Origin of the sequence: Corynebacterium ciconiae DSM 44920 (assembly GCF_030440575.1) — a bacterium.
Classification (GTDB): Bacteria; Actinomycetota; Actinomycetes; order Mycobacteriales; family Mycobacteriaceae; genus Corynebacterium; species Corynebacterium ciconiae.
Map to the genome: position 1 here is coordinate 578,673 of NZ_CP047189.1, position 24,979 is coordinate 603,651.

The 24,979-nt window shown below is 61.8% G+C and carries 19 protein-coding genes and 3 tRNA genes; 8 read left to right on the forward strand and 14 right to left on the reverse strand.

All coding sequences use genetic code 11. The annotated features are described in order from the left end of the window. Positions 1–5: 5 nt before the first annotated feature. Positions 6–78, reverse strand: a tRNA-Lys gene (locus tag CCICO_RS02510). Positions 79–499: 421 nt separating this feature from the next. Between CCICO_RS02510 and CCICO_RS02515 the strand changes: the two genes are divergently transcribed. Next, on the forward strand, positions 500–1,753 hold the full coding sequence (locus tag CCICO_RS02515; RefSeq protein WP_018018893.1) for a L,D-transpeptidase: 1,254 nt from the start codon (positions 500–502) through the stop codon (positions 1,751–1,753). Positions 1,754–1,837: 84 nt separating this feature from the next. Here CCICO_RS02515 and CCICO_RS02520 read toward each other — a convergent pair whose 3' ends face one another. The 4 genes from CCICO_RS02520 to speB all read right to left on the reverse strand — a co-directional run bounded on the left by CCICO_RS02520 (position 1,838) and on the right by speB (position 7,134). Further along, positions 1,838–2,836 (reverse strand): LLM class flavin-dependent oxidoreductase, encoded by a 999-nt coding sequence (locus CCICO_RS02520; protein ID WP_018018894.1) that lies wholly within the window; start codon positions 2,834–2,836, stop codon positions 1,838–1,840. Between the two features lie 120 nt (positions 2,837–2,956). Next, entirely contained in the window at positions 2,957–4,264 is a 1,308-nt protein-coding gene (locus CCICO_RS02525) for a YkvI family membrane protein (RefSeq protein ID WP_018018895.1), read from the reverse strand. Positions 4,265–4,513: 249 nt separating this feature from the next. Next, positions 4,514–6,124, reverse strand: coding sequence for a thiamine pyrophosphate-binding protein (locus CCICO_RS02530; RefSeq protein WP_018018896.1), 1,611 nt, complete (start codon positions 6,122–6,124; stop codon positions 4,514–4,516). Positions 6,125–6,135: 11 nt separating this feature from the next. Continuing rightward, a complete protein-coding gene (speB, locus tag CCICO_RS02535) occupies positions 6,136–7,134 on the reverse strand; it encodes an agmatinase (protein WP_026161307.1) in 999 nt (332 codons plus the stop codon). A 276-nt stretch (positions 7,135–7,410) separates the two neighbouring features. Here speB and CCICO_RS02540 point away from each other — a divergent pair, with 276 nt between their 5' ends. After that, complete coding sequence (locus CCICO_RS02540; protein ID WP_018018898.1) at positions 7,411–8,985, forward strand: sodium:solute symporter family protein; 1,575 nt, start codon at positions 7,411–7,413, stop codon at positions 8,983–8,985. Positions 8,986–9,115: 130 nt separating this feature from the next. On the opposite strand, the gene CCICO_RS02545 is transcribed toward CCICO_RS02540, so the two are convergent. Both CCICO_RS02545 and CCICO_RS02550 read right to left on the reverse strand, forming a co-directional pair. Beyond that, entirely contained in the window at positions 9,116–10,495 is a 1,380-nt protein-coding gene (locus CCICO_RS02545) for an NAD-dependent succinate-semialdehyde dehydrogenase (RefSeq protein ID WP_018018899.1), read from the reverse strand. Between the two features lie 275 nt (positions 10,496–10,770). Next, a tRNA-His gene (locus CCICO_RS02550) sits at positions 10,771–10,843 on the reverse strand. Positions 10,844–11,142: 299 nt separating this feature from the next. Here CCICO_RS02550 and CCICO_RS02555 point away from each other — a divergent pair. Further along, a complete protein-coding gene (locus CCICO_RS02555) occupies positions 11,143–12,762 on the forward strand; it encodes an aspartate:alanine exchanger family transporter (RefSeq protein WP_018018900.1) in 1,620 nt (539 codons plus the stop codon). Positions 12,763–12,828: 66 nt separating this feature from the next. Here CCICO_RS02555 and orn read toward each other — a convergent pair whose 3' ends face one another. From orn to CCICO_RS02575, 4 genes are all read right to left on the reverse strand, one after another. Then, positions 12,829–13,473 carry an oligoribonuclease gene (gene orn / locus CCICO_RS02560; RefSeq protein WP_018018901.1) on the reverse strand — a complete coding sequence of 215 codons (645 nt, stop codon included), beginning with the start codon at positions 13,471–13,473 and terminating at the stop codon, positions 12,829–12,831. Between the two features lie 42 nt (positions 13,474–13,515). Next, the gene (gene cmrA / locus CCICO_RS02565) at positions 13,516–14,316 is read right to left on the reverse strand and encodes a mycolate reductase (protein ID WP_018018902.1); all 801 of its coding nucleotides are present in this window, start codon (positions 14,314–14,316) and stop codon (positions 13,516–13,518) included. Positions 14,317–14,334: 18 nt separating this feature from the next. Continuing rightward, positions 14,335–15,258 (reverse strand): hypothetical protein, encoded by a 924-nt coding sequence (locus tag CCICO_RS02570; protein WP_018018903.1) that lies wholly within the window; start codon positions 15,256–15,258, stop codon positions 14,335–14,337. A 149-nt stretch (positions 15,259–15,407) separates the two neighbouring features. Continuing rightward, positions 15,408–15,481: transfer RNA gene (locus CCICO_RS02575), tRNA-Arg, on the reverse strand. Positions 15,482–15,654: 173 nt separating this feature from the next. Here CCICO_RS02575 and CCICO_RS02580 point away from each other — a divergent pair. From CCICO_RS02580 to ettA, 3 genes are all read left to right on the forward strand, one after another. Further along, positions 15,655–17,859: a bifunctional copper resistance protein CopD/cytochrome c oxidase assembly protein gene (locus CCICO_RS02580; protein WP_018018904.1), complete on the forward strand. Its 2,205-nt coding sequence runs from the start codon at positions 15,655–15,657 to the stop codon at positions 17,857–17,859. Positions 17,860–18,022: 163 nt separating this feature from the next. Further along, on the forward strand, positions 18,023–18,490 hold the full coding sequence (locus CCICO_RS02585; RefSeq protein WP_083878241.1) for a single-stranded DNA-binding protein: 468 nt from the start codon (positions 18,023–18,025) through the stop codon (positions 18,488–18,490). A 143-nt stretch (positions 18,491–18,633) separates the two neighbouring features. Further along, complete coding sequence (gene ettA / locus CCICO_RS02590; protein ID WP_018018906.1) at positions 18,634–20,304, forward strand: energy-dependent translational throttle protein EttA; 1,671 nt, start codon at positions 18,634–18,636, stop codon at positions 20,302–20,304. Between the two features lie 140 nt (positions 20,305–20,444). Here ettA and pdxY read toward each other — a convergent pair whose 3' ends face one another. Next, positions 20,445–21,296 (reverse strand): pyridoxal kinase PdxY, encoded by an 852-nt coding sequence (gene pdxY / locus CCICO_RS02595; RefSeq protein WP_018018907.1) that lies wholly within the window; start codon positions 21,294–21,296, stop codon positions 20,445–20,447. Between the two features lie 223 nt (positions 21,297–21,519). Between pdxY and CCICO_RS02600 the strand changes: the two genes are divergently transcribed. Together CCICO_RS02600 and CCICO_RS02605 are read left to right on the forward strand one after the other, a co-directional pair. After that, a complete protein-coding gene (locus tag CCICO_RS02600) occupies positions 21,520–21,987 on the forward strand; it encodes an acyl-CoA thioesterase (protein WP_018018908.1) in 468 nt (155 codons plus the stop codon). Positions 21,988–22,000: 13 nt separating this feature from the next. Beyond that, the gene (locus tag CCICO_RS02605; RefSeq protein ID WP_018018909.1) at positions 22,001–22,630 is read left to right on the forward strand and encodes a DUF8185 domain-containing protein; all 630 of its coding nucleotides are present in this window, start codon (positions 22,001–22,003) and stop codon (positions 22,628–22,630) included. On the opposite strand, the gene CCICO_RS02610 is transcribed toward CCICO_RS02605, so the two are convergent. Both CCICO_RS02610 and CCICO_RS02615 read right to left on the reverse strand, forming a co-directional pair. After that, positions 22,627–23,013: a globin gene (locus CCICO_RS02610; RefSeq protein ID WP_018018910.1), complete on the reverse strand. Its 387-nt coding sequence runs from the start codon at positions 23,011–23,013 to the stop codon at positions 22,627–22,629. The genes CCICO_RS02605 and CCICO_RS02610 overlap by 4 nt on opposite strands. An 18-nt stretch (positions 23,014–23,031) precedes the next feature. Then, positions 23,032–24,888 carry an FAD/NAD(P)-binding protein gene (locus tag CCICO_RS02615; RefSeq protein WP_018018911.1) on the reverse strand — a complete coding sequence of 619 codons (1,857 nt, stop codon included), beginning with the start codon at positions 24,886–24,888 and terminating at the stop codon, positions 23,032–23,034. Between the last annotated feature and the right edge of the window lie 91 nt (positions 24,889–24,979).

Below are 24,979 nucleotides of genomic sequence, written 5' to 3' on the forward strand. Positions count from 1 at the left end.
TACTGTGCGCCATCAGGGACTCGAACCCCGAACCCGCTGATTAAGAGTCAGCTGCTCTGCCAATTGAGCTAATGGCGCAAGTTGTGCGTTCCCGCCGTAGTGGCCGGTGCGCTGTGCAACGAGATGTTATATTACAAACAGTTCTATACCTTGTAAAATCGCCAGCTCACGCACCATTTTGTGGTGCGATGAGTGTAGGTGTGTGGTGCTGGCTTTCTTGTGTGGCTGCGGGGCTACTGGCAGATGTGCGGGCTCGGGCGCGAGGGCGGCGGGTGTCTTAGGCTGCCGAGTAGGGTGGGGCGAAGCGTCTTCTGGTGGCGAGGGCTTCGAAATTGTGTGTAATGCTGCTGACCTCGGTAAATGTGATATATCAACAATCGGTGTCATTTTCGGTGCGCAACAGTTTGGTCACGGTTTTGTGAACAGCACTTTTCGAGGCGATCTAGGTGGGTGGCCCCGTGTAGAATCCAGCGAGACTATGGTTTTTCGACGGAGTGAAATGGTTAGCACAGGACAGTTCTTCTTTGATGGTCAGGCGGGCGCAGTCCGCGGGGGTTTTTCGGCTCGTTCTCGGCTGCTGCGCGCGCTCGTGGCGATGCTCGCCGCGTGTTCGCTGGTTCTTGCGGGATGCACGATTGATGATGGCAAGGCGGATGAGGAAGCAGCGGAATCTTCTCAGGCGGCCAAGGCCCGTGAAGAGGAAAAGCCCACGCTGAATGTGGGGGATGAGGCCACGGATGTTAATCCCACCGATCCCATCGAGGTCACTGTGGAGCACACCAAGCTGAAGTCGGTGACCATGACAAATGAGTCCGGCAAGGTGGTGGAAGCCGAGATCACTGACGGTGGCAAAAAGTGGCACACCACCGAGCCGCTCGGCTACTTCCGTACCTACACAGTGGATGCCAAGGCTGAAAACGGCCAATCCCTCGAGACGAGCTTCACCACCGTCGCTCCCGATGGTCAAGCAGACGTGTACTTGGCCCCGGCTGATGGCTCCACGGTGGGCGTCGGTCAGACCATTTCCTTCCGCTTCAATGCGCCGATTAAGGATCGCCACGCCGCTCAGGATGCGATCACCGTGAAGACCACCCCCGAGGTCGAGGGTGCCTTCTACTGGCTCAACAATTCTGAGCTGCGCTGGCGCCCTGCCGAGTTTTGGCCGGTAGGTACCGAGGTGGAGGTGAAGGCAGACATTTATGGTGTCGATTTGGGCAATGGCATGTACGGTAATGCCGACAACGAGACCTCATTCAGCATTGGCGACGAGATCATCAGTACTGTCGACGACTCCACCAAGACCATGACCGTGACCAAGAATGGGGAAGTGGTGAAGACGATGCCGGTGTCTTTGGGTGATTCTCAGTTCCCCACTCCGAACGGCACCTACATGATCGGTGATCAAAACCCCTCGATGATCATGGACTCTTCCACCTTCGGTCTGGCCGTGGACAGCCCTCGCGGCTACCGGCAGAACGTGGATTGGGCTACTCAGATGTCTTGGTCGGGTATCTATGTGCACTCCGCCCCGTGGTCGCTGTGGGCCCAGGGCAGCACCAATACCTCCCACGGTTGTGTGAACGTCTCGCCGGAAAACGCCAAGTGGTTCCAAGAGTTCGTGAAACGCGGCGACGTGGTGAAGGTGAAAAACACCATCGGCGGCGAGCTCTCCGGCTATGACGGTCTCGGCGACTGGAATATTCCTTGGGAGACATGGAAGAAGGGCAACGCAGACGAGACCTCCGCCTGGTAGCCCAAACCGAGTCGTCGGAACATGCCACAAAGGCCCAGCCATCACGCTTGATGGCTGGGCCTTTGACCTGTGTCGAGCCGCCAATTACCGGGCCGGTGCAGCACCCGGCAGCTGCCAAGCGGTGGAGAGGATCTCCATGGCATTGAGCATTGCCTCGTGCGAAGGGGATTGCAGCGAGATCATCAGCTCATTGGCGCCGGTGCGCTCCTGAAAATCCGTGAGATAGCTGTGTACCTTATCGGCGGTGCCGATCGCGGTATAGCGCATCATGGTGCTCACCTGTTGTCCCGCATAGGATCCCATGAGCTCGTCGAGCTGTTCATCGCTGATCTCACGTCCCCGTGCGGCTAGGGACCTCACGCGACTGCGCCGTACCTGGGCGAAGTCCTCATGGGCGCGGTCGGTGGTATCGGCGGCTGTCACATTGACCGCCGCGATCACGTAGGGCTCGGGGTGCTGCGGGCTGGGCTGGTAGCGCTCACGGTAGACGGCGATCGCCTCATCGAGGTGCTGGGGTGCGAAGTGCGAGGCGAAGGCGTACGGCAGTCCGAGTTGCGCGGCCAGTTGGGCCCCAAAGAGGGAGGAGCCAAGGATGTACAGCGGCACCTCGGTGCCGGAGCCGGGAACAGCCTGCACGCCGGGGATCCGGCTGGCCCCAGAGAGGTAACCCTGCAGTTCGGCGACATCCTCGGGAAAGCGTTCGGCGGAGCGAGGGGAGCGTCGTAAAGCCTGCACCGTGCGCTGATCGGTGCCGGGCGCGCGCCCCAAGCCCAGCCCGATGCGCCCAGGATACATCTCCTCGAGGGCTCCGAATTGTTCGGCGATCACGAGCGGAGCGTGGTTCGGCAGCATCACCCCGCCGGCGCCGAGCTTGATGGTAGAGGTGTGGGCGCCAACATGGGCGATCAGCACCGCAGGGCTAGAGGAGGCGATGCGGGGCATGTTGTGGTGCTCCGCGTACCAGATGCGCTCATAGCCCAGCTGTTCTGCGCGCTGCGCGAGGTGGACCGAACGGGCGAAGCTGTCGCGGGGCCGTTCCCCGTCATAGACGAGGGCGAAATCAATGAGTGACAGCGGAATCATGCGTGCCTTTCTCATACGGCGGTTGTACCCCACCCACTGTAGAGAAAAGGCCCACACGCGGTGGGCCTGTCTCGGTGCTTATCTCCTAGCGCGCGGTGGCGGCGCGGTGCAAGCGTGGGTTTAAGACTTTGTGGACTCCTCGGAGCCGTTATCGAGCACACGATCGGCGTCTTCTTGGCTGAAGTCGATGGAATCGTCCTGCACGAGGGAGTCGGTGACTTCCTCGTTTACTGCATCGGAGAGGTAGCCATCAGAGATCTGGGAGTCACCCACCAGCTTCTTCATCTCCTTGGCGTGCTCGTCGGTGAACTCCTCGTCCGGGTGGTGCTTGCGGTAGGCGAGGGAACGAATCTTGCTGCGTCGCTCAGACTCGGAGGCGATCTTCGAACGATCACGCAGGTAGAAGATCACCAGCACCGCGATGAGGATCAGGCCCAGGTAGCCGAGAATCGGATAGACCTTCGCCATCAAGGAACCGAAACCGATGAAGGAGATGGCATAGCCGATCAGGGTGGCGATGATGAAGTAGAGACGGAACTTGGACTGCTTACCGGCGGATAGGCGGCGGCCCAGGGCATAGAACATGCCGATCGCCGAGTTGTAGATCATGGCGTAGACGATGAACACCGCGATCACGGCCATCACTGGGTGGATGTGCTCGAAGAGAGTGAGGTTGGGTACCGAGGAGCCCTCCACCTTGTCAGCGCCGAGGAAGAGCGTCACCGAGATCATCACCAACAAGATGGTGTAAGTGATACCGCCCACCAGTCCGCCGAGGGAGGACTCGCGCGGGTCGAGGTAGCTGCCGCCGATCACAAGCACCATGGAGATCGCCATGATCTCCACCAAGCCTGCGTAGTTAATAGCCGAGAGCCACCAGGGGTGGATGGGGGACTCTGCCTGCACAGCGACATCGTTGAGGCTGGACATATCGTCCGGCAGGTTGAACATCATGTAGACGAAGGCGATGATCACCGCGATAATCATGGCCGGAGTGAGGGCACCGATCACGTTGGAGACCTTGTTGATGTCCAAGAAGCCGGAGGCCAGCACCAGCACCAGCATGACGGTGGAGCCCACCCAGGTAGGCCAGCCGAATTGCTGGTCGAAGGTGGAGCCCGCGCCGGCGAGCATCACAAAACCAAGGCTGAACAGGGTGATCATCACCGAGATGTCCATGAAGCGGGCTACCCACTTCTTGGAGATGTCTTCAAAGACCTCGTTGTGCTCATCAGCGAGGAAGTAGCTGCCCAGCTGCAGCGAAAGCATACCGCCGACTGAGATCAGCAAACCTGCCAGCACCGCGCCGGCGATACCGATGCCGCCGTGGGAGACAAAGTATTGGATCGTTTCTTGGCCGGTGGCGAAGCCGGCACCCACAAGCAGGCCAATAAAGGCCAGCGTGATGGATATGACGCGTTTAACCATGAATCTGTTCAGTCCTTAGGGGAATACGAGAGTAAAAAATGCGCAACGACGCCGCCTAGGTGTAGAGCTCGGGCGCGTCGTGCGAGTCTCACTAAGACTAAGAAAGCGCTCTCAGCATGCAAACGAGAAGCGGCCCTGAGCAGTGTAAACGCCCATAGTTGTTATAGGATTGTTATTAAACAAGGAGAAAGTGTGACGTGGCTTTCTTGTTAGTTCTGGGTATCTAATAGGCTGCCGACTGTTGGTGTATTAGCTTGCTTCCCACATGCGCAGGCGGGTGCGAAGAAGCACCACCTGTGGGCCTGAAGGGGCGGCGAACGCTGCGGTGAGTACCTCGGCCAGTGACTCTGGAGTGGCCTCGGTGGCGGGGACACCGAAGGATCTGGCGAGGGCGAGGAAATCAGGGCCCGTGAGTTCGGTGGCGGTGCTGCGCCCGAAACGGCCCTCCATGTATTCCCGCAGAATTCCATAGCCGCCGTCATCAATAATCAACCACGTCACTGCAAGGTCGTGCTGGACGGCTGTCGCCAGTTCAGCAATGGAATACATAGCGGAACCATCGCCCGTGACAGCCAGCACTCTGCGGCCGGAGCCGATCGCTGCGCCGCAGGCGGCAGGGAAGGCGAAACCCAGCCCGCCGGCGCCTTGGGCGCTGTGCATCGCGCCCGCGCGAACATCCCAGATATTCCACGCCCAATAGGCGGCGATCGTCATATCCCAGAACGTCTCTGCCGTATCGGGGATCGCTTGCCGAATAGCCGCCATGATTGCCCGCTCATGGGCCAAGTCCTGGGTGTCGAGCCGCGCTGAAACCCGCCGAGACAACGCGGCCACGGTGGCGGCCGCGTTGTGTGAAGCGGCAGGAACGAGCGGCAGCAGGGCCAGGGGGAACTCCGAGATATCCGCACAGATTCCAAGACAAGAATGATTCGAACCTAGCACCAGCGGATCGGCATCCACATGGATGAGCTCTCCTTGCGGGTGGAGTGAGTAGTAATTGGAGCTCACCTCACCCAAGGAAGAGCCCAGGACCAAAAGAGTCTCGGCCTCGGCAAGCAGCGTGCTCACATGCCTATCCTCGATAAACCCCACCCGCAGCGGATGCGCGGCCGGAAGCGCGGACACCCCACCGGCTGTGCACACCACGGGAGCGTCAAGGCGCTCGGCAAGGGTACGTAGGAGGCTCGAAGCCCCGGACCGGCAGACCCCGCCGCCGGCAAGAATCACCGTGGATGTTTCGCTCATGAGTTCCGCGGCGCGCTCGACGAGGCCGGGGAATGGGCGGCGAGGGTCGATGCTCACCGCTAGATCAGTCACCGGCGGCAGTGCGCACGCATAGTCGAGCTCTTCCAGCAGCACATCCTGTGGAATCTCCACCCACGCGGGGCCCTGTGGGGCAGTCAGGGCTGCCGTGTAGGCGTCGACAAGCACGGCAGGAATCGCAGCGGTATGGCGAACGGTGCGCTGGTAGCAGCTGACATTGCGCACAGACTCGAGCTGGTTATCTAACTCATGCAGCATGCCTTTGCGGCGCGCCCCCAGGCCATCACGGGGAATCTGGGAGCAGATCACGAGCATGGGCACCCCAGTGGCATTCGCCTCCTGCAATCCCGCGAGAGCAGTAAGCGCCCCTGGCCCAGTGGAGAGAAACAGCGCCGCCGGCCGATCTGTGCTGCGGGCATAGCCATCGGCGGCGAAAGCGGCACTATTTTCCACTCGGCTGGAGTGAAAGATCATGGGGCCTCGCGCGAGGGCATCGAAAAGCCCTAAAGCATGCTGGCCCGGGATGCCGAAAGCGTGAGTGATACCAAGGGCAGTGAGGCATTCGATCACTACGTCCCCGCCCGTACGCTTCGTCATCATGATGCCCCTTATCCCTCGCCAGCGCTTGCTCGTCGATCCGCCATGAGACAAATGAGGTCATAGACCACATGGGCGGCGGCAATGCCGGTGATGTCCGCGTGATCGTAGGCGGGGGAGACCTCCACCACGTCCGCGCCCACGAGGTTCAAGCCCCGCAGTCCGCGAATGATCTCGAGGATTTCTCGCGAGGTGAGCCCGCCAGCCTCGGGGGTGCCGGTGCCAGGGGCGTGCGCCGGATCCAACACATCGATGTCCACCGAAACATAGAGCGGACGATCGCCTACGCGTTGGCGAAGCAGCTGGACAACCTCGCCCACCCCGCGAGTGAACACATCTGCGCTAGTGATGATGCCAAAACCCAGACGGCGATCATCCTCGAGGTCCTCCGCGCCATAAAGCGGCCCCCGCGTGCCCACATGGCACAGCGCATCGGTATCAATAATCCCTTCTTCCACCGCGCGCCGAAACGGCGTGCCATGGGTATAGTCCGCGCCGAAGTAGCTGTCCCAGGTGTCCAGATGCGCATCGAAGTGCAGCAAAGCCACCGGGGCGCCGGCGCGTGCCGTGGCTGCTCGCAGCAATGGCAGCGCGATGGTGTGATCCCCACCGAGTGCGACCAGCGAGGCCCCCTCGCGGGTCAGCTCCAGCGCATCCTGTTCGATGGATGCAAGGGCGTCTTCGATAGCGAAGGGATTGACCGCCATGTCGCCCGCGTCAGCCACTTGCACCTGCGCGAAAGGCGAGGTGGACGTCGCCGGATTGAAGGGGCGAAGCAAACGAGAGGAGTGGCGAATATGGTTGCAGCCGAAGCGCGCGCCGGGTCGATAGGACACGCCAGTATCAAAGGGCACACCAACGATGGCGATATCGGCGCGCCGCCCCTCGGCTGTCAGATCCCGCAGCCGGGGTAGGAGTGCGAAGGTGGATTCCCCGCCATAGCGGGGAACGCGGGAAGAGTCCACGGGGCCGATGTGTCCCCCGTCATTCACGCGAGGCGAGTCAAGCACAATGATCACGGTCCTTTCCACAACGAGCTCAACCACGTCGGTGCGCGTGAGAGCCGGCGGAGGGGCGGGGTGGATATGCAGGGCACACGACCGATCTATCCCTACACGTGGGCGCCCTCATGCTCACGCTATGCTGCCTTAGAGGCCGCTATGACGAGAGTGTACCTACCTTAAATGTGAGGTGCAGTACATTTTTTGCGCTCACGCGACCCCAGTCACTACCGGGGTGGGCTGCAGGCGGCCGTGTACATACACGCTCCCGCAAGGAAAGTAGCAATGGACTGGATCAACGTCGCGGTGCTTATCGCCTATCTCCTCATCATGATCGGATTCGGGGTGTGGGGTAAGCGACGCATTGCTACCTCCTCGGATTATCTGGTGGCGGGCCGCAACCTCGGCGGCATTCTCTACACCGGAACGATGGCCGCGGTGGTTCTCGGCGGCGCCGCCGCCGTGGGCGGAGTGGGCTTGGGCTATCAATACGGAATCTCCGGCATGTGGCTGGTGATTTCTATTGGTATCGGCGTGGGGCTGCTGTGCACCATGTTCGCGCCTATCATTCAACGCCTGCGCATCTTCACCGTCTCCCAGATGCTGACGCTGCGCTATGGCTCGGAGATCACCCAAGCCTCCTCGGTGGTGATGCTCGCCTACACGCTCATGATCGCAGCCACCTCCACGGGGGCCTACGCTGCGGTGTTCGCCGTGCTCTTCGGGTGGGATCGCTGGCTGGCGGTGCTCGTGGGCGGCTCCGTGGTGCTCATCTACGCCACCGTGGGCGGCATGTGGTCCATCACGCTCGCCGATATGGCCCAGTTTATTCTCATGACTATCGGCACCTTTGGGCTGATGCTGCCGATCTCGCTGCATCACGCTGGGGGATGGGAGGGGCTGAGCCAGCGCCTCGACGCCGAATTCTTCGATATCGGCGGCATGGGCTTGCAATCCATCATCACCTATTTTGTTGTCTACACTCTTGGCCTTCTCATCGGCCAAGACATCTGGCAGCGTGTGTTCACTGCGCGCACCCCACGTATCGCCCAAATCGGTGGGCTTTCTGCTGGGGTGTATTGCATTCTCTTCGGAATAGTGGGCGCGATCATTGGCATGGGCGCCGCCGTGGTGCTGCCTGGAATCGAGGTGCGGGACGACGTCTACGCCCGTGTCGCCCTCGACATGTTGCCCGTGGGGCTCGGCGGACTGGCGCTCACAGCCGGGGTGGCCGCCATGATGTCCACCGCCTCGGGCGGGCTGATCGCCGCGGCCACCGTCATGCAATCGGATGTCATGCCGCTGCTGCGATCGATCGCAGCAGGCAAGCGTCCCAATCACCTCAGCCCTATCGACATCGCCCACATCGCCGACGAAGCTGCCGCCCACACCGAGGTGGCTGAGCAAGACGTGGAGTTCAACCGCCGCTGGGTGCTGGGGCTCGGGGCAGTGGTCATGGTGATCGCGCTCGTCGTGCCCGATGTGGTGGCGGCGCTGACTATCGCCTACGACATTCTCGTCGGCGGACTACTGGTGCCCATCGTGGGCGGTTTGATGTGGAAGCGCGGCACTGGAATGGGTGCCACTTCGGCGATGGTGGCCGGCTCTGTGGGCACGATGCTGACCATGGGGTATCTAGAAATCACAGCGGAACAGCGCTTCGATGGGATCTTTGCCAATGAGCCCATCTATGTCGGACTCGTGTTGTCCTTAGTGGTATTCGTGGGGGTTTCGCTGGCGGGCGCGCCGACTGACCGAGCGGTGATGGATGCGTGGCAGCGTCGCTCCCGCGGTGAGCGCGTCAACTATGCCGAATTGAGCAAGCAATACTCTCAGATACCCGCTGAAGCGCGCCGCTAGGACGAGACACAATCGCCGGCCCGCCTCCGTGACGTAGATCATCCTCGTCAGGGGTGCGGGCCGGCGCTATGCGGGAGTCGGTGATCCTGAAAGCGGTGCTCGCGTGGCCCAAACGATTGTCAGACACGCCCTAGTCGGCGCTGATGTAGTACATCTGCTTATTCACAAACTCGTCCATACCCAGCGGCCCCAACTCGCGGCCGAAGCCGGAGCGCTTCACGCCACCGAAGGGTAGCTCGGCGCCCTCGCCGGCTGGGGTATTCACATTGGCCATGCCGCACTCGAGGCGCTGCGCCACCGCCACCGCGCGTTCGCGGTCCTCGGAGAACACAGCGCCACCCAGTCCGTACTGGGTGTTATTCGCCAGATCCAGGGCCTCCTCATCGCTGGAGACCTTAAACACGCTAGCCACCGGGCCGAACAGCTCCTCGTAGTAGATGTCCGAACCCACGGGAATACCGGTGAGAACGGCAGGGGAGACGTACGCGCCCGTCTCGGAGAGCTCGCCACCGGCGCGCAGCTGAGCGCCTTCCTTCACGGCGCGCTGCAGCTGATCATGCAGGTTTTCTGCCGCTCCACGCGAGGAAAGCGGGCTGTAGGTGCCCTCACCCTCCTCGTCCGGGGTGGAGGGGCGGGCAGCGTCGGCAAGCGCCACGAGCTCCTCAACGAACTCATCGTAGATATCGTCCATAACGATCATGCGCTTATTGGAGTTGCAGGCCTGGCCGGTGTTATACATGCGGGTCTCCCACGCCTGGCGGGCGGCTGCGGCGACATCATCGGTATCCAGCAGCACATAGGGGTCCGAGCCGCCCAGCTCCAGCACGGCCTTCTTCAGATGAGTACCGGCAAGGGCACCCACGGCAGAACCGGCGCGCTCGGAACCGGTGAGCGAAACACCCTGGATGCGTGGATCTGCGATAATCGACGCCACCTGGTCGTGGGTGGCGAAAATGTTGGTGTAGACACCCTCGGGCACGCCGGCTTCATCCATGATCTTCTGCACAGCCAGTGCCGAGCGGGGGCAGATCTCGGCATCCTTCAGCAGGATGGTGTTGCCCAGCACCAAGTTGGGGCCGATGAAACGGGCAATCTGGTAGTAGGGGAAGTTCCACGGCATGATGCCCAGCAGGGTGCCCAAAGGCAGGCGCCGGACCACGGCCTGATCTTTCGACGGGGTGGGCAGGGCGACATCCTTGGTAAATTCGGCGCCGTGATCGCAGTAGTACTGGATGATCTCGGCAGAGAACTCCACCTCTTCGATGCCTTCGGAGATAGGCTTGCCCATTTCTTCCGCGGCAATGCGGGCCAGCTCTTGTTTGCGTTCCTCGAAGAGCTTTGCGGCCCGGCTGACGATCTCGGCGCGCTCCTCGATGGGGCGGGTGCTCCACGCTTGGAACGCGGCGGTGGCGGCGGCCAGGGCGCTTTCGATCTGGGCGTCGGTGGCAAAGTCGAAAGTTTCAACAACCTCGCCAGTGACGGGGTTCTCGACACGATAAGTGGGTGCCACGGTGATACTCCTTCACACGGCTGTGCGTATTTTCTAGAACTATTCCTCTGAGTAATCGCGGCTCGCTTAGCGCGAACTAGGTACAGGCCCAGCCACGGCGCATAGCGGTGGCGCAACCTCGGCCGCTCGTGGCCCAGTGAGCGCGATCACTCAATGGGAGCGAGGATAGTGAAAAAGACAGTCCCGTGACTTAGGCTCCCCCAAGCTAGGTGGGTGGGGTATGAAAAAATCTCCCGAGCAAGGCCCTTGAAGGGTGCTCGGGAGATTTCACTCGGGGTGGCTGACGGGACTCGAACCCGCGACACCCAGGATCACAACCTGGTGCTCTACCAGCTGAACTACAACCACCATCGCTACCGTTTTCAGCAGCGAGAGTTATGGTAGCGCATTGCATAAGAAAAACAAAAACTGCAGCTGGTGTGGGCTTTTAGTAGTCTATAGATGGCGGGTAGTCCGCGCAGACACTTGACGTAGGATGACTCAGTGATACGGTAAGCGGTGTTGAGAGTGTGTGGGCATCCTCTGCCCCTTCGGCCTACGCGCATGCGCGCGCGTGCGCGACACCTCGCCCGCCTTAGTTCATTCCCTCCTTACCTTCTATCTGGGCCCGCAGTCTGGGCCCACGCTCTCCCCCTCAAGGACCCCTCGTGTTCGATTACCTCGCCGCCAATCCGCTGATTGCGCTGATTGCGATCCTCGCCCTCGGTTATCTGCTGGGCAAAGTCAACGTGGCAGGCATCTCGCTCGGCTCCGCCGCCGTGCTGTTTGTGTCTATTGCCTTCTCCGCTATCGAGCCGGATATTCAGCTCCCGCCGCTGCTCTACACCTTCGGTTTGGCGCTGTTTGTCTATGCCATTGGGCTGAGCTTCGGTGCACAGTTCTTCGCCGAGTTCCGCTCCCGCGGCTGGAAGCTGGGAGCGCTTGCAGCCCTCGTCTTGGCCGGGGTGACAATTCTGGCCTATATCGGGGTGAAACTCCTTGGGCTTGATGCCGCCCAGGGTGCTGGCAGCATGACCGGTGCGGTGACCTCTACACCAGGTATGGCGGCCATCGTGGAAACCATGAAGGCCTCGGGTATCAGCGATCCCGATGAACTGGCTCTGCCTGTTATTGGCTACTCCTTGGCGTATCCGGGCGGCGTGCTGGGGCTGATTCTCGTGGCGGCGGTGGGCGCGAAGCTGCGCAAGGTCGATCACATCACCGACGCCAAAGAGGCCGGGGTGATTACCGAGGATCTCCACCTCACAGGACTCGAGCTTGGCCCAGTAGAGCCGGGCACCGCTGCGGAGGTATTGCGTCCCTCTGGCGCGGAGGTGGTGGCCACCCGCCTCATCGATCGCGATGATCCCGAGCACCAAACGCTGATCACCGGGGAGACGGAGGTTCGCACCGGCGATGTGCTGCTCATCCACGGCACCCGCAATGAGCTGACACGGGCAACGCACATTCTGGGCCGCGAGGTGGATTTCCCTATCGATGACGATGCCCTCGACTACCGCCGCTTCAGCGTGTCCAACCCGCAGATTGTCGGCCGCACCATCGGCGAGTTGGGCTTGGCGGAGAAGCGTTTCCTCATCGCCCGGGTGCGCCGCGGTGACTCCGATTTCATCCCCGCCCCCGATACCCGACTCGAGTACTCGGACAAGGTGCGCGTAGTCACCCCCACCCACAAGATGGCCGAGGCCAAGGAATTCTTCGGCGACAGCGAAAATGCGCTCGGCAATTTCGACTTCTTCCCCTTCTTCCTCGGTCTCTTGGCCGGCATTTTAGTGGGCATGATCCCGATCCCCATGCCCGGTGGCCTAACCCTGTCTCTCGGCTTCGGCGGCGGCCCGATCCTCATGGGCCTGATTCTGGGATGGCGGGGACGCACCGGTCGTTTGCAGTGGATCGTGCCTTTCCAGGCCAACAAGATTTTCACCAATATCGGTCTGGCCCTGTTCCTAGCCGGTGTGGGCACGACCGCTGGCGCGGGTTTTGCTGCAGCGCTTTCCGACGTCCAGTCTCTGCTGTATGTGGCCTTCGGTTTGGTGCTCACCCTCGTTGCCGCAATCGCCATGGCGATACTTGGCTCGTGGGTGCTGGGGGCCAAGTGGGATGAAACCATGGGCATGGCCGGCGGTATCTCAACCAACCCGGCGATCATCGCCTACCTCAACTCTCAAACCGGCACTGACCTTGCTGCCCGCGGTTATGCCACGGTGTATCCGGTGGGTATGATCGGCAAGATCATCGCAGCCCAAGTGCTGTTCTTGCTGCTCGTCTAGAACACACCCAGGCCTATACCTAGCGCCCGCCACCGATGTCTGACGGTGGCGGGCGCTAGGTTGTTTTTAGTTCTCGAGATGTTCCCGATAGCGCTCCACGGCCTCGGCCGCGGCGGCACCGCATTCCTCCGAACTGGGTCCGGGATCGGCCACAAAAACGGCGCGGCGGTAGTAATCCAACTCGCGGATAGATTCCACGATATCCGCGAGTGCGCGGTGGGCAAGCCCCTTGTCCGGCTGGTGGTAATACACCCGCGGCTGCCAGCGCCGGGCCAACTCCTTGATGGAGGAAACATCCACCATCCGGTAGTGCAGCGCCTTGTCGAGCTCCGGCATGTGGGCGCGAATGAAGGAGCGATCGGTGGCGATGGAATTGCCCGCCAAAGGAGCGGGGTGCTCGGAATCGCAGTGCTCAGCGATCAGCTCCAGCACCGCTTTCTCTGCCTCGGCGAGGCTCGTGGTGGAGGCCTTGATCTCCTCAGTGAGTCCGCTGGAAGAGTGCATGGTGGACACAAAGTCATCCATGTGTGCCAGCTCCTCCTCGGAAGCGTGCACCACAATGTCCACCCCCTCGCCGAGGATGTTCAGCTGGGCGTCGGTGACGACGGCGGCGATCTCCACAATCACGTGCCGCTGTGGATCCAGGCCGGTCATTTCCAGATCGATCCACACGAGACGATCGTATTTATCGGGTAGCTGCTGCTCAGACATGGCGCACACGGAGCTTTCTAGGGTCGAGGGAGAATGGAATACCTAACCCATTCGAGCATAGAAGGAACCGATCAGTGGCGCGAGCATACCGGTAGGGGCCACCTTGGACACGGCGTTCATCGCCTTCGATAGCGGCCCCGGCACCACACGGCGCCGGTTACGTGCCACGGCCTCGAGGGTTTCCGCCGAGCAGGACTCATAGGTGGTCCACAAAAAGTCCGGCACCACTTTATCCACGATCGTTTTATCCTCTTCGGCGATCACCGCCTCTCGCACCGGGCCCGGTGCCAGAAGGGTGCAGTGCACCCCAGTGCCACGCAGCTCGTAATGCAGTGCCTCGGTGAAGGCATTGACTCCAGCCTTGGTGAACACATAAGTGGCATTGTTCGGAATGGGCACATTGCCCGCGGCGGAGCCCACATTCACGATCGCACCCTCGCCGCGCTGCAGCATGCCGGCCAGCACCGCGTGGGTGAGCTCGAACACCGCGCGGGCATTGAGCTCGAATTGATCCTGTTCATAGCCCCAGTCCTGGTTGCGGAAAGGCCCGAAGCTGGCGATGCCGGCGGAGTTGATGATGATGGAGATCTCGCGTTCGGCGAGCTCTTCCACCAGTGAGGCGCGCTCAGCTGCGTGGGCCAAGTCCACGGCGCGCACCTCTACCTCAACGCCATGCGTGTCGACGAGCTCTGCCGCCAACTCCTCAAGCACAGCTTTACGGCGCGCAACAAGGATGAGGTTGTGGCCCGCCGCGGCGAGATCACGGGCGATGGCACGGCCGATGCCCTGGCTGGCGCCAGTGACCACGGCCCGCTGCTGGGCTTGGGGGAGAGGAAGAGACATGAAAGAGGATGTTCCTAATTAGTTGGACTGGGCGGCGCGATAGGAGGCGAGCACATCATTGCCGATCACAATATCTCCGAGGCCGGAGCCAAGGTTCTGGGCCACCACGATACCCTCGGGGCGCTCGCCCTTGAGCAGATCACCGGTGGCGCCGGTGGCCTTCGGGTAATCTTGGGCAATCTTGGTGGGGCGCAGTGCTTCGTATTGGGTGGGATCATCTGCCACCAAGGTGCCGGCAGATGCCAGTTCCTTGCCCACCACAGTGCCGTAGTCCAGTGGCAGCAAGGTGACATCATCACGCACATGGGCGGAGGTGATCTCTTGGCCGGGCACCCGCATGGCCAGGCCCGTGATGACCACTCCGGCGTCGCGAAGCGCGGCGTCGCGGTCGGTGGTGGGCTTCAACGTGATGTTCGGAGTGTGCTCGGCCGCCCACTCCATGAGTGCATCTAGGGAAGCAGAGCTGCGGCCCCACACGGTCATCTCCTCATAGCCCAAGCCTTCGAGGATCTGGGCGTGAGAGCGGGCCTGCACACCGGTGCCGAGGAAGGTGACATCCCGCTTAGCGCCGCCGTCGATAGCGAGGCTGGCGCCGGTGACAGCAGCGGTGCGAAAAGCGGTCAGCGGGGCGGCGTCCAAAATGGCGAGGGTGGAGCCATCCTCCGGATCAGAGAGCAGCACGCTGCCCTGGACGAAGGGCAGGCCCTTCTCAGGATTGCTCGGGGTGAGGGTGACCCACTTGGTGCCGAAAAGATTGCGGTCCGGCCATGCGGCGGGCATCGAGTTGGAATAGCTGCGGCCCTCGCCGGAGCTCACCTGAATCTTCGGCACGGTGTTGGCCGAGCCATCGGCGATGGCGATCAGTGCCTCTTTGATGGACTCCACGGCGGCGGCGGGGGTGGGCAGATGGGCTTCAACTGTGTCGTGATCAATAATGAGCATGCCGTTGAGCTTACTAAAACACTACGGATACGAAGGTGACACGTATCTCAGCCTGCGGGAATGCTGCCACACAGCCCAGCCGGATCACTGCCGGTGTGTCGTCCTACGGCCCGAAGTGCAACCCGCATCGGGCACAGGCAAAAAAGAAGTACCCCCGGCAGGATTCGAACCCGCGACACATGGGGTAGAAACCCACTGCTCTAATCCACTGAGCTACGGAGGCATATCGCCACACGGCTGAAGCCTCAGCCGCGCGTATCACGACGCCTACGTATGTTAGTCTCCGCCCAGATCAGCGCGCAAAAGCCGCTCAGCTAGGGCCGGCACAGCGGCCAGGATAAGACGGTGAGGCCATGGTCAGTTAACGCGCCATGGGCGGGCGGCTATCCTAAAACCATGGCAGAAGCGACGAGCATCTCCGCTGGTGACACCGCGCCGGCATCCTCGGCCCCGACCTCCCCAGCGCGCCCCAGCTGGGCGCTATACCTGCTGTTTTTTGGTACCGCAGGGCTGGTTGCGGGGCTCATTTCTTGGCAATTCCTCAGCGCCTCCCTCGCGGCGTTGGGCGTTCCCGATCCCGGTCCAGCTACCACCGCTGGGCTACCTTTCTTGCGCGCCGGCGGCATGATGCTGGCGGCATTGGCCGTAGGCTCGTTCTACTTCAGCTCCTTCCTTACCCCGCCGCGCACGCGGCAGGTAAGCGAGATGTATGTGGACACCCGTCGCCTCGACGCGGCTGAGCAGCGCTCGCTGGCCTCCAGCTATGGCTATGAGTTTCACCGCGAATCGGAATTAGCCACGCGGTTGCGCGTCGCCGAGCTGGGCGTGGATGGTTCGCTGTCGAGCCGCACCGGCGCGGTGGCGTCGCTGTGTTTCGGCATGATCGCGGTAGCAATGGTGCCTATGTATCTGTCGGATGTGTCCGGCGAGCCGCTGTGGGAAGCGATGAAACCAGGCAATTGGTCGATCGCGCTCAGCCAAGTCTCCACCTCCTTGGCGTGGTTGGTGGTGGCGTTCATGGCGTTCATTACCGGCGTGGGGGCGCTGCTGAGTAAGAAGTGGATTATGCAGCCGGTCTGGCTGTTGCTGTCAGTACTTATGATCGTGCCGCTCGGTATGGAGGGGCACTCTGCCAGTGGTGGCAACCACGATTACGGCACCAACTCTTACCTGTGGCATTTGCTGTTCATGGTGTTGTGGGTGGGAGGTCTCATGGCGCTGATCGCCCACGGCCGGCGGCGGGGCACGCACATGGACATTGCTGTTCGACGCTACTCGCCGCTGGCGCTGGTAGCAGTCATCGGCATGACCCTCTCCGGGCTTCTCAACGCCGCAGTGCGGATCGACTTCTCGGACTGGTTCACCTCCGGCTATGGCCTGCTCATCACCGCCAAAGCGGTGGGAGTGGTGGTGCTTGCGCTCTTCGGATTTGCGCACCGGCGCATTGCGATTCCGCAGCTGCAGCGCACCCCAGATGATCACCGGATCTTCCGCCGCATCGCCTTTGTGGAGGTGATCGTGATGGCTGCGGTGACCGGCGTTGCAGTCTCGTTGAGCCGCACCCCGCCACCGCCGCCGCTGGTGGCCGATATCAACACCATGGACATTCAGTTGGGCTACAAGCTCTACGAGGAGCCCACTATCTGGAATGTGTGGACGATGTGGCGATTCGATATCGCTTTTGCCACCTTCGGCCTCATCCTGGCAGGGCTCTATATATACGGTCTCATCAAGCTGCGGCGCGCAGGTAAAAGCTGGCAAACCCGCCGCAGCGTATGGTTCCTGCTGGGGTGCGCCACCCTGGTGATCACCATGAGTTCCGGGATCGGGATGAATATCCCAGCGACCTTCTCGATGCACATGGTGGGGCACATGATCCTGTCCATGACAATCCCCGTGTTCTGGGCGCTGGGCTACCCCCTGCAGTTGGCGTTGAAGGCCAACGAGCCGTCGACAAGCGAGATGCCTGGGCTGTATGAGTACGCAGAAATTGCCCTCGATAACCCCGTACTGCGCGTCGTGGTTCATCCCGTGTTTAATACCGTGCAGTTCCTCGTCATCTTCTATCTGATGTATCTGGTGCCGAGCCTGTATGAGGTCGCCATCTCCGAACACGCCGGGCACGTGACGATGAACGTGCTGTTTTTGTGGTCCGGCTACATGTACTACTGGGACATCATGGCCACAGATCCGTTGCCAGTGCAGCGTTCGCCCATGTCGAAGACGGCGTGGCTGACGTTCTCGCTGCCTTTCCACATGTACTTCGCGGTATATCTCATGCAGACCCAACAGGTGATGGGCGAGGAGTTCTACAGCACTCTGGGGCTGCCATGGGAGGTGGATCTGCTCTGGGATCAAACCGTGGGTGGCGGCATTGCCTGGGCATCGGGCGCGTTCCCGCTGGTGATCGTCTACGTCGTGGTGCTGCGCAAGTGGCTCACCGCTGATCGTCGCGAATCGCGCGCCTACGACAAGCGGGCCGAGGCCACCGATGATGAGCAGCTTGAAGCCTATAACCAATGGCTCCAGCAGGTCAGCCGCGGCGAGGACAAGCAGGACGACTACCACAATAAGGACATCTCGCAGCCCCGCCGTCATTAGCTGCGCCACCTATACAGGCCTGTGGATAGCGCCCACCCCGTGGGGGTGAGACGAAGCGCTATGCACAGGCCTGCGCGCTGCGCTGGGTCACAGGGTGGGGGAGTGCAGCACTCTGGTGCTTGCACGTTACGCACAATCACACACCAGAAAGGACCGTGCAGCTATGCCTATGATCCAAACCACCCTGATGGGTAATCTCGGCACCGACCCCGAGTACCGCTTGTTTCCCAGCGGCAAGGAACTCACTAAATTTCGCGTCTGCTCTTCCAAATCCCGCCAGAATGAACACGGCGACTGGGAGCAGATCAGCGAGCTGTGGGTGGATGTCGAATGCTGGGGCCGCCTCGCCTCCCCTGCGGCGCACGCCTTGCGCTGCAGTATGAGCGTGATTCTGGTCGGCCACTTCTACACCGATGTGTGGGAAGTGGAAGACAATGGGGTCAGCTCGAAGCGCAGTCAAGTGCGGTTTAAGGCCCAGTTTGTGGGCAGCGACGTCACCCGTTCACTGCTGCGGGTGGGCTCCAGCGCCGATGATAGCGCAGCAGATACCGCCGCTGATGGGCGTGCCGCAGCCGGTGGCAGCGCCGCAGGAATTGCGCTGGGCGAGGAGGCCGAATCTGTACCCTTCTAGCCTCTGACGCAATGTAGGTGCCCGCACTGGAACTCATGTACCCTTTAAGGCGGCGAGCAGCGTTTTAGTCGTGCCCTCTGGTCAGGCTGGGGCGCTGCGCAAATCTTTTACGTGCACGTCAAAGCTATAGGGAGTTACATAAGTTGGGCGAGTTTATCTACACCATGAAAAACGTCCGCAAGGCGCATGGTGACAAGGTCATTTTGGACAATGTCACCATGGCCTTTTATCCGGGCGCGAAAATCGGTGTCGTTGGTCCGAACGGCGCCGGTAAGTCCTCGATTCTGAAGATTATGGCAGGGCTGGACCAGCCCTCGAATGGTGAAGCCTTCCTGGATTCGGGTGCCACCGTCGGCATCCTCCAGCAGGAGCCGCCGCTGAACGAGGAGAAGACCGTCCGCGAGAACGTGGAAGAGGGCTTAGGCTCCATCTTCGAAAAGAAGCAGCGCTTCGAGGCCATCGCTGAGGAGATGGCTACCAATTACACCGATGAGCTCATGGAAGAAATGGGCAAGCTCCAAGAGGAACTGGACGCAGCTGATGCCTGGGAGGTCGATTCCAAGATCGAGCAGGCCATGGAGGCGCTGCGCTGCCCGCCCTCGGATGAGCCCGTCACCCACCTCTCCGGTGGTGAGCGCCGCCGCGTGGCGCTCGCTAAGCTGCTGCTCTCCGAGCCGGATCTGCTGCTGCTGGACGAGCCCACCAACCACTTGGACGCCGAGTCTGTGCTGTGGCTGGAGAAGCACCTGGCGGATTATCCCGGTGCCGTGCTGGCCGTGACCCACGATCGTTACTTCCTTGACCACGTGGCTGGCTGGATCTGTGAGGTCGACCGCGGCAAGCTGTACCCCTACGAGGGCAACTACTCCACCTACCTGGAGAAGAAGGCCGAGCGCCTCGAGGTGGCCGGCAAGAAGGATGCCAAGCTGCGCAAGCGCTTGAAGGACGAGCTGGCGTGGGTGCGCTCCGGTGCCAAGGCCCGCCAGGCTAAGAACAAGGCCCGTCTGGAGCGCTACGAGGAGATGGCCAAGGAAGCCGAGCAGTACAAGAAGCTCGACTTTGAAGAGATCCAGATCCCCACCCCGCCGCGCCTGGGTAATCAGGTGGTGGAGGTGCACAACCTCACCAAGGGCTTCGATGGCCGTACCCTGATCAAGGATCTGTCTTTCACCCTGCCGCGAAACGGCATCGTGGGCGTGATTGGCCCCAACGGTGTGGGTAAGTCCACACTGTTTAAGACCATCGTGGGGCTGGAGGAGCCGGATGCCGGCGAGGTCAAGGTGGGACAGACCGTGCAGCTGTCCTATGTGGACCAGAACCGCGAGAACATCGACGGCGAGAAGACCGTGTGGGAGGTTGTCTCCGATGGTTTGGACTACATTCACGTAGGCCAGAACGAAATGCCCTCGCGTGCCTACCTCTCCGCCTTCGGGTTCAAGGGGCCGGACCAGCAGAAGCCGGCCAAGGTGCTCTCCGGTGGTGAGCGTAACCGCCTGAACTTGGCGCTCACCCTGAAGCAGGGCGGAAACCTGATCCTGCTGGACGAGCCGACCAACGACCTCGACGTGGAAACCTTGAGCTCGCTGGAGAATGCGCTGCAGAAGTTCCCCGGTTGTGCCGTGGTGATTTCCCACGATCGCTGGTTCCTCGACCGCACCTGTACCCACATTCTCGCCTGGGAGGGCAATATCGCCGAAGGCCAGTGGTTCTGGTTCGAAGGTAACTTCGAGGACTATGAGAAGAACAAGGTGGAGCGCCTCGGCCTCGAGGCCGCCCGTCCCTCGCGCGTGACCCACCGCAAGCTGTCTCGCTAGAAAGACACCGCGCGCCACCTCCTGGCACGCCCTGCATTCTGCGGGGTGTGAGGGAGGGCAGAAGGATTAACCGCCACCGACATCCCCGGCAGGGGAGTGTCGATGGCGGTTATCTGTACATTTGGCCTTAACGTGAAGGGCTAGCGCACTTGGCGGACCTCGAACTGCAGACGCGGATGCGCAAAGGCGTCCTGGGTTTCGATCAGCTGCAATTCGCGGGTGCCGGCAGTGTAGGTGGCCTCCACCAGATCGAAGATGGACGAGGTGGTCTTTGCCAGGGCTGCGGCAGCATCGCGGCTACCGGTGTAGTGGCCGGTGAACAGCGAGGCGGTCACGTCTCCCGAACCATTGATCTTGATCGGCAGCTTCGGGGTGGTCACCAACCATGCCCCAGCGGAGTCCACGGCCAGCATCTCTACTGTGCCTTCCTCCCGATCGGGGCGCTCCACCGAGGTCACGAGCGCAGCCGAGGGGCCAAGCTCGAAAGCAGCGTCCACCGCGGCAAGAGTGGACTCCAGATCCGAGACCTCGCGGTCGACCAAGTAGCCCAGCTCGAACTGGTTCGGCACAATCACATCGGCCTGGGGCACCACCTTGTCGCGGAGCAGCGGCGGGATGGCGTCGGAGACAAAGCAGCCGGACTTAGCGTTGCCCATCACCGGGTCGCACACGTAGATGGCGTTGGGGTTGTGCTTCTTCACCCGAGAGACGGCGTCGAGAATGGCATCTGCAATATCGGGTCCGCCCTGGTATCCGGAGAGCACAGCATCCACCGAGCCGAGTACCTCGCGCTCCTCGAGCCCGGTGACGATGTCGGTGACATCGGAGGCCGGCATCAGCGGCCCGCGCCATGCGCCATAGCCGGTGTGGTTAGAAAACTCCACGGTGTTGATGGCCCACACCTCGTGGCCCATGCGCTGCAGCGGGAACACTGCCGCCGAGTTGCCCACGTGCCCATAGGTGACATGCGATTGAATGGAAAGGATGTTCATGTCCTCTATTCTGCTAGATCGCGCGAAAGAAGAGAAAAATAGGGATATCTCACGCCATCTGGGGGTGAGCGTGCGGCGCTGAGCGGGCATGTTCGCAGATCCTGCCGTGGGGTGGGGGCGGTAGTAGTTGTGGTGCTCGTGCATGCACTGGCTGGCGCTGGCACAATGGCGAAGAGTACGCAGCGAGCGAACGCATATCGTGTGAGAAGGTTATTAAGAGACAATGACGGAAACTGCCGCCCACGTGGAAAGCTCCACCCCAGGCCCCATCCATTCCTGCGCCATCCCGGTCCGCTGGACAGATTTTGACCGCTTCGGCCACATGAGCAACTCGGTGTACGTAGAGCTCGCCCAAGAGGCGCGAATGCGCTTCGCTATCGACGAGTTTCTGCCCCGCGGACTCGAGATCCCCACTGTCTTCGTTCGCCGCCTGGATGCCGATTATCTCGCCCCGGTGCTCACAGATACCACGGCAGTCACCGTGGACACCCAAGTCATCAGCATCGGCCACACCTCCTTCACGTCGCGGCAGAAGCTGAAGGATCGCCACGGCAAGATCTGCTGCATTATCGAAGTCGTGCAGATCGCTATGGACCTGCACACCTCCAGCCCGCGCCCGATCAGCGAGCGGGAAATCTCGGTGCTCACCCGCGCCGAGGAAACAAAGGCGCTGTCGAACGGGTCGAACTAGCGCGGCGGATAACGTGGTGCAGCTTTCTCAAGGACAGCAGGGCATCGTGGCGCTTCTCCGGCGCGCGTTGGCCCTCGACACTCAGGCTCATGCCCGTATCGCCGTGCGCGAGGGCGGTATTGAGTGCTTTGTTACCACCCCCTTCTCAGTGGTGGCGGCCCGCCGCGCCCAGGGAACATTCGGCTCTCACGGCGCGGTGTATCGGGCAGCAGACTTGTTGAATCCCGAGGGATCAGAGCTGGTAGTGGAGCCTCATCCGAGCGCTGGCGGGGCTCTATCGTGGCCGGGGGCGCTTCCTCCGGCCGAGGGCTATGAGCGCGTCGAGTCCATCCCGGGTGCGGCGGTGCGGCAGCTAGTGGATGCCGGTCGGGGTTTAGCTAAACAGTTCTCCACTGCCATGGGGCCGCCGGCCTCCCTGCTGAACTCCACCGTGATCTCGTGCAGCACTGATACCTCGACGGTGGATGTGCCGATGCGGGCGGTCTTCGCCCTCAATGCCTGTGGCTTTATCCCCACGGATACCTCGGAGCCGAGTCGTAATCGTTTGCTGGTGTCACTTTCTGGCAGGTGGGTGCGGATCGACGCCTATTACGGCACGGTGTACTACCGGGCTGGGACGAACAGCCTCACTGACTTGCTTTAGGTGTGATTGACCAGCATGTAGGCCACTCGCACCATGTGCTCCCACAGTGCGGCGCGGTGGGCGTCGCTCAGCGCTGAGGCCGGAAGCTCATCCATCGAGGCCTTCATCAGTTCCAACCAGCGCTCCGCGGCAGCGGCATCGATGGTGAAGGGGGCGTGGCGCATGCGGAGGCGGGGATGTCCGCGCTCTGCGGAGTACTCGCTCGGCCCGCCCCAGAACTGAATGAGAAACATTTTCAGCCGCCACTCGGCGCCCGCCCAATCCTCGGCTGGGTACATCGGGCCGAGAATATCGTCCTCTTTCACTCGGGCATAAAAGCCGGCGACGAGACGATCGAAGGTGTCGTGGCCAATCTCATCGAAGACGCTGCGCGGTTCGCTCATGAATAGTGATTGTAGACATCACGCGCCCGCCGCAATGGTGCGCAGGAGAGAGCGTGCCACGCGGTCACTTTCTTGAATCATCGTTGGATCGGTGCGCGGCATCGGTGAAATCGTGGTGTCGGCGATGAACGCTCCCAAAGGGATGCCGACTGCGTGCAGTCGCGGGTCATGAGCGCCACTGGGGCCACGCAGTTGGCCGGTGCGCGGATCAACCTCCCACGAACGGGAAACGGTGCCATCATCGAAGCGAAACAGCCTGGCCCGATCATGCACGGAGCGCACCAGCGGCGAGGCCGAGCGGCCCATATCGGGGTTATGCACGAAGGCATCGAGCAGCACACGGGCCTCGCGGGTGGTGTTCGTGGTGGGGGAGACCATCCGAAAACCCGAGTCCGTTGGGATGATGTCTGGCGTGGCGCCGAGAAATTCCACGAGCCCGGCGTCGATCAGCGCCAGCAACTGCCGAGTACGAAACAGTGGCGGCCCCGATCCCGCCATCTGGCCCAGCGCCATGAATTCTCGCAGGCTGCTGGTGCGGGAGGCATGCGTGTAGCGGCCATGCTCGCCGAGGATGCCCACAGCCTTGCGGGAAGCTGCTAGCGCCCACATGCCTTGTTTGAAGGCGGATTCGCGGGCACGTTCCGCCTCGTGGATGTCGTGGGTGAGCCCGTCGGCGATATGGGCTGTGAGCGCTTCGGGGTCCAGCTCGAGCCCGGCGAGCGGACGGGAGTAGGAGAAGGGATCAAAGGCGGTGGAGGGCTCATCGAGCAGCGGCGCTATGAGCTGCGGCAGCAGCTGCGGATCGGCGGTGCTATCGATCAGCTGGAGAATCTCTTGCACACGCGCCGGGCGGGCGGTCAGGTAGTAGGCCTCGTGGGCATCGCGCAGCAGCGCAGGGAGTACCTCGGTGCCGAAATCGATGCAGCCGAGGCCGCGGCGCCCAGATAGCTCGGCGATTACCGCGCGGGTGCGCGGATTGTGCGGTGCCGGCGGTAGGGAGTGATAGTCGGATTTGGGTAGATAGGGGTAGCCGCGGCCGCTGGCAACCACCACTGCTGGCTCGCGGCCGCTTGGTTCATAACGCAAGCCCGAACGGCGGTAGGTATCGGAGATAAACCGGCCTCCGCGGCCTTCGCTCAACAGGAGAAGCGAATCGAAGAAACTCATACCCAGCCCGCGCACCAGCACGGTTTCCTTCGCGCGAATGCCGGAAAGGTCCTGATCGATTGGGTTGCCGGGGGCGATCCAGTGGCCGGGCGCTTCGGCGAGGCGCTGCTCCTCAGCGGTGGGGGCGGGGGTGTCCCAGCCAAGGGCGAGCACCGTGGCATCGGCCAGCAGTGAGGAACCATCGGCGAGAGCAATGCGATCCTGGTCGCCCTCGGAGGTGATCGCCGTGGCCGCTAGAGGGTGCTCGCGCACGGTCATGTGTGGCGGGAGGTCTGCGAGTAACTCGGCATAGACCGCCCGCAGATACTGCCCATAGAGTGCGCGGCTCGGATTGGACTGGGGCGTGGTGGCGCGCATCTCCTCGAAGAACTCGCTCGAGCGGACCTCTGGGTTGTGCAGCTGGGAGCGGATCCACTGATACATGGTGGGGCCCGTGCGCGGCGGGATGCTCACCGAGGCATCAGCATCAGGGTAGAGGGTGACGGCATCAGCCAGGGTATTCATGCACATCAGTCGGGTCTGATCGGTGCGCCACACCTGGCCCGCACCGATCTGGTGGGGGTCGATGAGGTGCACTGTGATCGGGGTGGGATGAGCATCGCTGCGCTGAGCGGAAGAGAGCCGCTCTAGCAGGGAGATTCCCCGCGGCCCCGCCCCGATGATGGCGATGCTGCGGGGGTGGGGATGTACCGATTCTGAAGTACCCATAATAGACAGATTAGTGCTTAGTAAATAGAATGACCAGTCTAATTCCATGGTGTGTGCGGCTGCGCGGGCCTTGAACCGGCCTCGCGGGGCG